Here is a 798-nt window from a genome sequence, read left to right as displayed (position 1 = left end):
CAAGTTGGGTTAAAAAAACTTAAAAAAAATTAGAGAAAAAAAGTCTAATTATAGTCAAAGAGAGGTTGCAGAAATTTTAGGAGTAAAACAAAATACCTATTCAACCTGGGAAAGCGGTGAATGTGATGTAAAAAGCGAGTTTTTGCCAAAACTAGCTCAACTATTTGATGTGGACATTCAGGATTTTTTTGAATCAAATGCAAATAATATTCATATAACTCAAAACAGTAGGAACAACAAAGACAGTGCTATAAATGGTTTGGTATTTGTTCTTTCAGATAAGAATGCTGTGGAAAAACTGATAGAAGTTTTGAAAAATAATGTTGGGTAAAATGAAAATGCTGGTATTTTTTGAAAGAAATGTTTAAATTTTAGGAATCTATTTTTACATTTTTTCTTGTTGGCGTTTGATGATGTCTCCTACTGCTATGCCGTCTTTTTCTACCTCGGTAGCACTTGGCATGTTAGGCAAATGGCCTTTTTCTTGTATGTGTTGTGCTACTTGTTGTAGTGGCATGAGTTTGTAATCGTTTGCAAAAACGTAGTCGGGCCAAGTTAGTCCTGCTTCCTTGACATATACTTTGTTACGCACACGCACTTTTCCGTTTACGATGAGTTTGTAATCCGTATTTGGGTCTTGCGTGTTGATTTGAGTTAAAAGATTTGGGTTTATATTACCTATAATTGTTCTACCATTTTTTGCATAAATTTGATTCTTTCCATCGTGTGAAGATACAAATTCGCCTAATACTTCAACTTTACTAATCGCACTTGCATTATCAGATGTGTCATTTCCTA

Annotated in this window: 2 pseudogenes; one reads left to right on the top strand and one right to left on the bottom strand. The window is 33.5% G+C overall.

What is annotated here, in order from left to right:
- Window positions 1-25: 25 nt before the first annotated feature.
- Window positions 26-331 (top strand): annotated as a pseudogene (locus B0A58_RS16990) (helix-turn-helix domain-containing protein); the annotation flags it as partial.
- A gap of 54 nt (window positions 332-385) precedes the next feature.
- Here B0A58_RS16990 and B0A58_RS16490 read toward each other — a convergent pair.
- Window positions 386-798, bottom strand: a pseudogene (locus B0A58_RS16490) (hypothetical protein); the annotation flags it as partial.

Source organism: Flavobacterium branchiophilum NBRC 15030 = ATCC 35035, from assembly GCF_002217205.1.
Classification (GTDB): Bacteria; Bacteroidota; Bacteroidia; order Flavobacteriales; family Flavobacteriaceae; genus Flavobacterium; species Flavobacterium branchiophilum.
This window is presented reverse-complemented; position numbering and strand designations above follow the sequence as displayed.